Source organism: Pedobacter sp. V48, from assembly GCF_000523515.1.
Lineage (GTDB): Bacteria > Bacteroidota > Bacteroidia > Sphingobacteriales > Sphingobacteriaceae > Pedobacter.
Genome location: NZ_AWRU01000006.1, coordinates 96,805 through 103,659, shown reverse-complemented (window position 1 = coordinate 103,659; position 6,855 = coordinate 96,805). Strand labels below are relative to the sequence as shown.

At 42.5% G+C, this 6,855-nt stretch carries 6 protein-coding genes; 1 reads left to right on the top strand and 5 read right to left on the bottom strand.

What is annotated here, in order from left to right; genetic code table 11:
• Positions 1–187: 187 nt before the first annotated feature.
• Both N824_RS05705 and N824_RS05700 read right to left on the bottom strand, forming a co-directional pair.
• On the bottom strand, positions 188–613 hold the full coding sequence (locus N824_RS05705) for a VOC family protein (RefSeq protein WP_048904698.1): 426 nt from the start codon (positions 611–613) through the stop codon (positions 188–190).
• Between the two features lie 120 nt (positions 614–733).
• Entirely contained in the window at positions 734–1,285 is a 552-nt protein-coding gene (locus N824_RS05700; RefSeq protein ID WP_048904186.1) for a dihydrofolate reductase family protein, read from the bottom strand.
• Positions 1,286–1,440: 155 nt separating this feature from the next.
• Here N824_RS05700 and N824_RS05695 point away from each other — a divergent pair, with 155 nt between their 5' ends.
• The gene (locus N824_RS05695; protein WP_048904185.1) at positions 1,441–1,809 is read left to right on the top strand and encodes a VOC family protein; all 369 of its coding nucleotides are present in this window, start codon (positions 1,441–1,443) and stop codon (positions 1,807–1,809) included.
• Here N824_RS05695 and N824_RS05690 read toward each other — a convergent pair.
• Genes N824_RS05690 through N824_RS05680 form a run of 3 tightly spaced genes read right to left on the bottom strand, consistent with a single transcriptional unit; the run spans position 1,806 to position 6,841 of the window.
• The gene (locus N824_RS05690) at positions 1,806–3,185 is read right to left on the bottom strand and encodes a hypothetical protein (RefSeq protein WP_048904184.1); all 1,380 of its coding nucleotides are present in this window, start codon (positions 3,183–3,185) and stop codon (positions 1,806–1,808) included. The genes N824_RS05695 and N824_RS05690 overlap by 4 nt on opposite strands.
• Before the next feature lie 4 nt (positions 3,186–3,189).
• Positions 3,190–5,178, bottom strand: coding sequence for a hypothetical protein (locus tag N824_RS05685; protein WP_052334065.1), 1,989 nt, complete (start codon positions 5,176–5,178; stop codon positions 3,190–3,192).
• 4 nt (positions 5,179–5,182) lie between these two features.
• Entirely contained in the window at positions 5,183–6,841 is a 1,659-nt protein-coding gene (locus tag N824_RS05680) for a RagB/SusD family nutrient uptake outer membrane protein (RefSeq protein ID WP_048904183.1), read from the bottom strand.
• Positions 6,842–6,855 lie beyond the last annotated feature (14 nt).

Below are 6,855 nucleotides of genomic sequence, written 5' to 3'. Positions count from 1 at the left end.
GGCTGTGCTGAAAGCTGCCATAGTAGTTAAGCAACATCTGCTCTTCTTCTATGGCAGCTCTGCCTTCAAGGTATCTATCTATAAGTGCTAAAAATTGTTGCTTGTCCATTTTGCCTAAGGTGTGCTACCTTTTAACCCTTAGAGTAAAAAAGCAACCCTATCCCCTAGTCATATAGAAAATATTTTTTTATAGTGGGTCAAATTCCACAATCCATTCAATACCATACTTGTCTCTGAACATTCCGGCATAGGTACCCCAGGGACTGTCACCAATTGGCCCTTCGATATCGCCGCCGGTTGATAGACCGTTAAATACCTTGTCTGCTTCTTCGCGGCTTTCTGCACTAATGGCTATTTTAGACCGGTTCTCGTTCTCGTTCACCCGCCCCATAAATTCGGGGACATCATTGGCTATTAATGTATTGTTTTTACCAATAGGCAAAGCAATGTACATGATCTTATTTGCCTCATGCTCGGCTACCGGAAACTCGGCGCTTGCAAGATCTTTGAAACGAATGATCTTTGTAAACTCTCCGCCAAAAACTGATTTGTAAAAAGTGAATGCTTCCTCGGCATTCCCATTGAAATTGATCCAGGGATTTATTGACCTCATAATATTTATGTTGAATGGTTTAATTTTCTTTTTAGGTTGCAAATACATACCAAACCTAGATGTTGCGCTAATTTATTTATAATTATTTTTTGCCGTTAGGTTATCATGAATAATGACAAATCACCGCTTTAAGTAATGAAGTGATACACATCCTGATTTAAGCACCTTCGAATCCACCAGCGTTAAATCCAACTGCACCTGAAACCCCGAATCATCGAACAATCGCCTTCCTTCACCAACAATAGTAGGATGAACCAGAAAATAAAACTCATCAACCAAACCAAGTGCTATCAATTCCGAGGGCAAGCTTACACCCCCAATTGAAATATTTTTGCCTGGTTCCAGTTTCAGTTTTAGAACTTCTTCCTCAAGGTTCTCACGAATAAGCTTCGTATTCCCGTCAACCTTATCTAAGGTCCGGGAAAAAACAACCTTATCAATAGCGTCAAATGTTTGCGCAAACTCATTCACGGTTTTCGTTTCCGACTGTTTTTTTGCTATATCAGGCCAATAAGGAACCATCAGCTCATAGGTCTTGCGCCCATAAATAATGAGGTCAACATCCCGCATGAGGTCCGTAAAATACTCATGGGTTTCTCCTCCGCCACCGAATTTGGTATGGTCGCAACAACCATCCGCWCTCAGATTAATACCATAGATTACCTTTCTCATGGATTAAAGATAAAAAGAATGCACCACTCTCTTTGAGGGCAGGCCGGACAAAAAAAAGGGGCATTTACGCCAAAATCAGCGCTATCACCCTTTCTTACATTTTACGCATACTTTCAATATCTATTATTACATTTAGATCTACTAACTTCAAAATCATGGCATCACGTATATCAGGCATTGGCGGTATTTTCTTCCGCTCTAAAAACCAGGAAGCACTTGCAGATTGGTATGAAAAACACTTCGGCATCAACTCCATGAAAACCGGGTACATCTGGGATCAGGAAGCAGGCCCTACCGTATTTTCTCCTTTTGCCCAAAATACAGATTATTTCGGCAACGATCAGCAACAGTTCATGCTCAACTTCCGCGTAAATAACCTCGATGAATTGCTTGCTCTACTTAGAGAAGAAGGCGTAAAAATCGACGAGAAAACCCAGAACGAAGGCTATGGCAAATTCGCATGGGTTTATGATCCCGAAGGCAACAAAATCGAATTATGGGAGCCACTGGATCCTGAAGGCTAAATTCTGTTTACCGCCAAAGTTCCTCCTGCTTTTACCCAAACTGCCGCTTTCACAACCACCTCTCCTTTGTCATTCAAAAACTTAGGCTGCCACAGTATTTTCCTTTTTCCGCTATTTGTCAGCACAGATCTTTTATTCCCCTCATGCTTTACCGTAACCAGCGTTTTCAATACCGGAACATCACTCACCTCCGATGTCACATCACCTTTCCCACGATACAGCGTAGTTATTTTGCTAGACCGAGCATCAGCTTCTAACCCCATTAATCCTTCTACAAAACCTTTAACTACCCCATACGATACCTCTGGATATTCCCTTCTTTTCGTTTCAGGATTGGTCAAATGAAGCATATAGTCGTAAGCCCGATCGGCTTGTCCATTCTGATACATGATCAATGGAAAGTACGATAGGTTTTCTACATTCCAGTCTCTCGACAATAAGTGCTGTATCGTCTTTTCTTTTCTGTCGCCTTCTTTCAATGCATCAAACCAAAGCAAAAAGGTCTCCCCCTCTTCCATCCCAAACTCATGAGCTGTCGAATAATATGTGTTATAAAGTGAGGCAGATTCGTTCCACCACAAATCATCAATACTTTTCTGATAAGCCGCAGCTTTTTCCCTGTACAATTTGGCTTCGTCACGCTTGCCTTTCACATCCAGTATCGAAGCATATGACATCAGTCCTCGGTATATCGCTCCTACCAGATCTACTCCCATTTTAATATTAGGTACACCTTCAGAATAAGAAGGTAAACCGCGACAGCGATGAAAAGAATCTTCATCATTAAAAGGTACCGGTGCATTTGGATGAGTCGCTCTGCTCAACAATGAATCAGCCTGTAACACCCAGCGGTCAATAAAGGAGGTGACCGATTTTTCATGAAAATTTTCAAAAGCAGCACCCTTTATATATTCTTCATCACCCGTCCACAAATATAACTTCCAGCTCGCAGTCAGAATATCAAAGTTTGCATTCAGGTTATACCAAAATTCTTTATCGTTGCGGTAATCCTCAACCGCAGGTTTGCCCAAATGGTTAATTTCCCAGTAAGAACACCAGTCTTTCGATTCCGATATATTGTTCACAAATAGCCTGATCATATTTTTGTTCTCTTTATTTAAGCCCAAAATCTCTCCGCCAATGCTCTGATGTGATACATCGCGCATGCAAAATGCGGCTCTGGGTGGCAATGCCGATTCATACCATGGGCCCACCGGATCACCCGGTTTTCCCTTATAGCTTAAAGCCATTTCTTTCGCCCTGCCAAATGCAGTTTGCAATGCAGCGTCTGAAGACCTAAAAGTTACTCCGCCATTCTGGGCATAAGCCCCGCAGCAAAGGCAAAGCAATAAGTATAGAAAAAGGTTTCTTTTCATGTGTTTAATATAAGTTTATTTCTACTGCCTTTAGTCCGTCCCAGTTAATTTCCTGCTTTTTACTACCGGCTTGTCCTACAATAATTTTTAGTTTCTGACCAGCCCTGACAACCGTAATATCGAAATCTCTATTGAAAGCCCTGATGTGATTTAGCGACATCTGTTTCCAGCCTGCTGGAAGATAAGGCAGCAATAAAAACGACTTAAAGCTTTTAGGCTGGATGCCAAACAATCCTTCTGTTATCGCCCTGCAATACAAACCGCTCTCTGCCGCCAAATGGCGTTGGTCTCCCTCTGGCCAGGCTTCTACTGCATAAGGTACATGCTCACCAAGTAAACGCTTAGCGGTATAATATTTCAGGTATTTAAGCGTGGTATCGGTTATGCCCGCATTAAATAACCCGCGGACAGCATATAAAAGTGAGCGATCCCAAAAAGTCTTCGATCCTGATTCAGTAAGCATCCCGTCTTTGGTCCACAAATAGTTTGATAAAAGTGCCTTTGCAGTTTCTTCTTTTCTATTGTATATCCCCATTACCAATGGCATACCTATCCATGACCTTAACTTATCGTTTCCGTCAAAATAGCGATAGGTATTATACCCTTGCACTTTCGCACCAAAATATTTCTCAATCGCTGTTCTCAGCGCATCAGCTTCCCTAGCTAGTTTTTCTGACACAGCTTTATCGCCTAGCGTGGCTGCAAGATCCGAAGCGCTGATCAGCGCACCATAAGCAAGCGTATTGGTCGACAAGTTTATTTTTCCCGCCGGAAACCTACCCTCCAGTTCATCCGAGTCCGATGCAATTACACCATCAGCGCTTTTTTTCCTTCTCGAAAACTCCAGGCACCATTCTATTAGCGGCCACAATTTCCGCGCTTCTGCTGTATCGGCATAAGCAAGCGCAAATCTTGATGCTCCATAGGCAATCATGGCCATATCCCCACGGTCACCTGCCCCGTTCCACATTCCTTCTCCCTGTGCAATAATGGAACTCGGAATTGGTTTATAATCGTCGTTCATGTATTTCGCAAACATCCGAAAGCTGTTCATAGCACTTTCGTTTCCCGCAGCATTACCCAAAAAAGGAAAAAGCGGGTTCATGTATTCTGCCTGGTCATTTGCCCAGATCCCTGCATAATAAGATCCACCACCAGGACTGTGCATCAGCCCGCCCTTGGTATCAAAAATGCTTTCCGAGGCCCTGATCTTTGCAAATGAAAACATCTGGTTCAGGGTATCGTCGGGAGTTTCCAATACCAGCGCTCTGGTAATTTCAGTGATGAATTTTTTACGTTTTAAGTATTCGTATTCAGAAGAGAAGTCATAAACCTGATCGGCAGCTTTTCTGGCAGTATGAACTATGGCATAGACCTGTTCCTCGCCCGGCTTTAAGGTGAATTTACCTGATCCGTAGATTTTAGAATTTAACAGGTACGTTCCATAAACTCCTTCACTTTTCTTTGTACTATCTGTCCTGTCTAATTCTGGAATGGTAATTTCTACAGGTTTTGTGCCATTGTTTTTAAAGGTGCATTGCTCAATAAATGCAGGCTTATCAACCGATGGAAAAAGCGCGCGGGACAGGCTTACCATTCCCATAGCCGACCGCACTTTTATAGCGCCATTAAATGAAATGGCACCAGGCTGTTCTGCTATGGCTTTTCCCTTTATAGATGCTGGTGGTATAGTCTGATCAAAATCCCTGATCAGACTTCCCCGTGTATCATTAGGAATAATGCGCAGCATTGGGAACACCAGCTTCCTTTTTAATATGAAATTACCTTTACCATCTACACCATAAGTAATTATTGCCGAGATCTGTTTCCCGCTCATTTCAATCTGATCGGTATGGGCAGTTCCTTTTTGCACTACCCATTCTATACCTCCGTTTTTCACCAAATGCCATCGCAGGTTTTGCGCGTTTACATCCGCAACACCATACAGCAGAAGCAGAAAAAAAAATAAACTTTTTATAGGGAAATATTTCATAAATCTAATTGTAATTCGGGTTCTGTACTATACCCGGATTTTTCTGTATCTCAGTCCTGGGTATCGGGTAATAGTAAAAACTTGGCACCCAGGTCCGCTCCTGAACCGTCATTATCTCATACGTAAAGGTACCATTGCTTTGCTTTCTGATCACCACACCCTTCGCATCTTCCGAACCAATCTCAGCAATACCCCATCTCCTGATGTCAAAATAACGATGTCCTTCAAAGCACAATTCAATCCTGCGTTCATGTCTTATTTTCTCCATCAGTGCTGCTCCTGCCCCACTAACCACTGGCAAACCAGCCTTCTCCGTTCTTATTTTATTCAGATAAGTCAGGGCCTCTCCATCCTCGCCCAATGCCGAACAGGCTTCTGCATAATTCAGATAAATTTCCGACAATCTGAAAACCGCCCATTGAGTAGCATCATAATCCTGAATATTCCAGTCATGGGTTTCATCAACCATTTTCCTCACGCAATATCTCGTTTTAGAAGCATTCCATGGCGAATAAGGACTTTGAGGAGAATCATCCCCCCCTTCAAAAAAACCTGTAAGTCTCCCTTTAAATTGCTGATTGTTTGCCAATATGGTCTCATAAAACCGAGGCTCCCTGTTCAGATATGGATTTTTCGCCTGCTCGGGATTGTTCCAGCTAAACTTTGTACCATCGGCCATCTCAAAATCATCTACCATCTGCTGTACCACATTGTAGGCGCTGTAACCATTGTAACCGTTCGGGCTTAAATCTCTGCTCACCGTATTGTACCTGTCGGCCTGCACTAGTCCACTGTAAACCCTGGAGAAAATGATCTCCGGATTAAAGAAATCGAGAAAGGTCTTGTTATATGTCCGGTTGCCTGCATTGCCATACAAAGCATATTTAACTCCCGTAAAATCAATCACTGCTTTTGCAGCCAGCTTCGCATCTTCCCACAATTTCCTGTCATTGCTTTTATTAAAATACGGACTTGCAGCATAAAGTAAAAGTCTCGATTTCAAGGCCATTGCTGCTCCTACTGTTGCACGTCCTTTATCAGGGTCATTGGGATAAACCGCAGGCAAGGTTTTTAATGCTTCTGCAAGATCTGCCAGTATGAAATCTTTGGTCTCTGTCCAGGTAGCTCTTTTTTCATTAAAAGTCCTGTCATTTACATCGTAAACCTTTTGAATAAGGGGCACCCCGCCAAACCTTTTCAGGAGCTCAAAATAAGCCAGTGCTCTTAAAAAGTGCACTTCTCCCTTCATCGTATTTACTGCTACCTCAGCTCCTGCTACCTTTTCAATATTTGCGAAAAAAATATTGCTGTAGCGTATAGATGCGTACATTTTATTCCAATGGTTCAAAGAACCTGAAGTTTGGTTATCCGGAGTGGCCTCTCCTCGCACATACAGGTTTTCATTTGTCCAGTTAAAATTCCCGTAAAGCTCATCGGTTTGCGCACCCCATCCAAAACCTCCGTCCTGATAGGCCAATACTGCTTGATTATAAATGTTGTTCACAAAAACCTGTGCCAATTTCGGATCTGTCCATACATCCTTTTCAGTATAGGAGTCCAGAGGTTGCAGGTCCAATGCCTTTTTGCATCCTCCAAATATCAACGCAGTGCAAACGAGTAAAGCAGCGCTGTTGATTTTAAAATTATTTATGTTCAATTTCATGATATGCTTTATAA

Excerpts from the sequence above, each read along its gene's own strand:
- N824_RS05705 (WP_048904698.1), bottom strand. The coding sequence starts at position 613 with ATGAGGTCAATAAATCCCTGGATCAATTTCAATGGGAATGCCGAGGAA.
- N824_RS05695 (WP_048904185.1), top strand. The coding sequence starts at position 1,441 with ATGGCATCACGTATATCAGGCATTGGCGGTATTTTCTTCCGCTCTAAA.
- N824_RS05690 (WP_048904184.1), bottom strand. The coding sequence starts at position 3,185 with ATGAAAAGAAACCTTTTTCTATACTTATTGCTTTGCCTTTGCTGCGGG.
- N824_RS05685 (WP_052334065.1), bottom strand. The coding sequence starts at position 5,178 with ATGAAATATTTCCCTATAAAAAGTTTATTTTTTTTTCTGCTTCTGCTG.
- N824_RS05680 (WP_048904183.1), bottom strand. The coding sequence starts at position 6,841 with ATGAAATTGAACATAAATAATTTTAAAATCAACAGCGCTGCTTTACTC.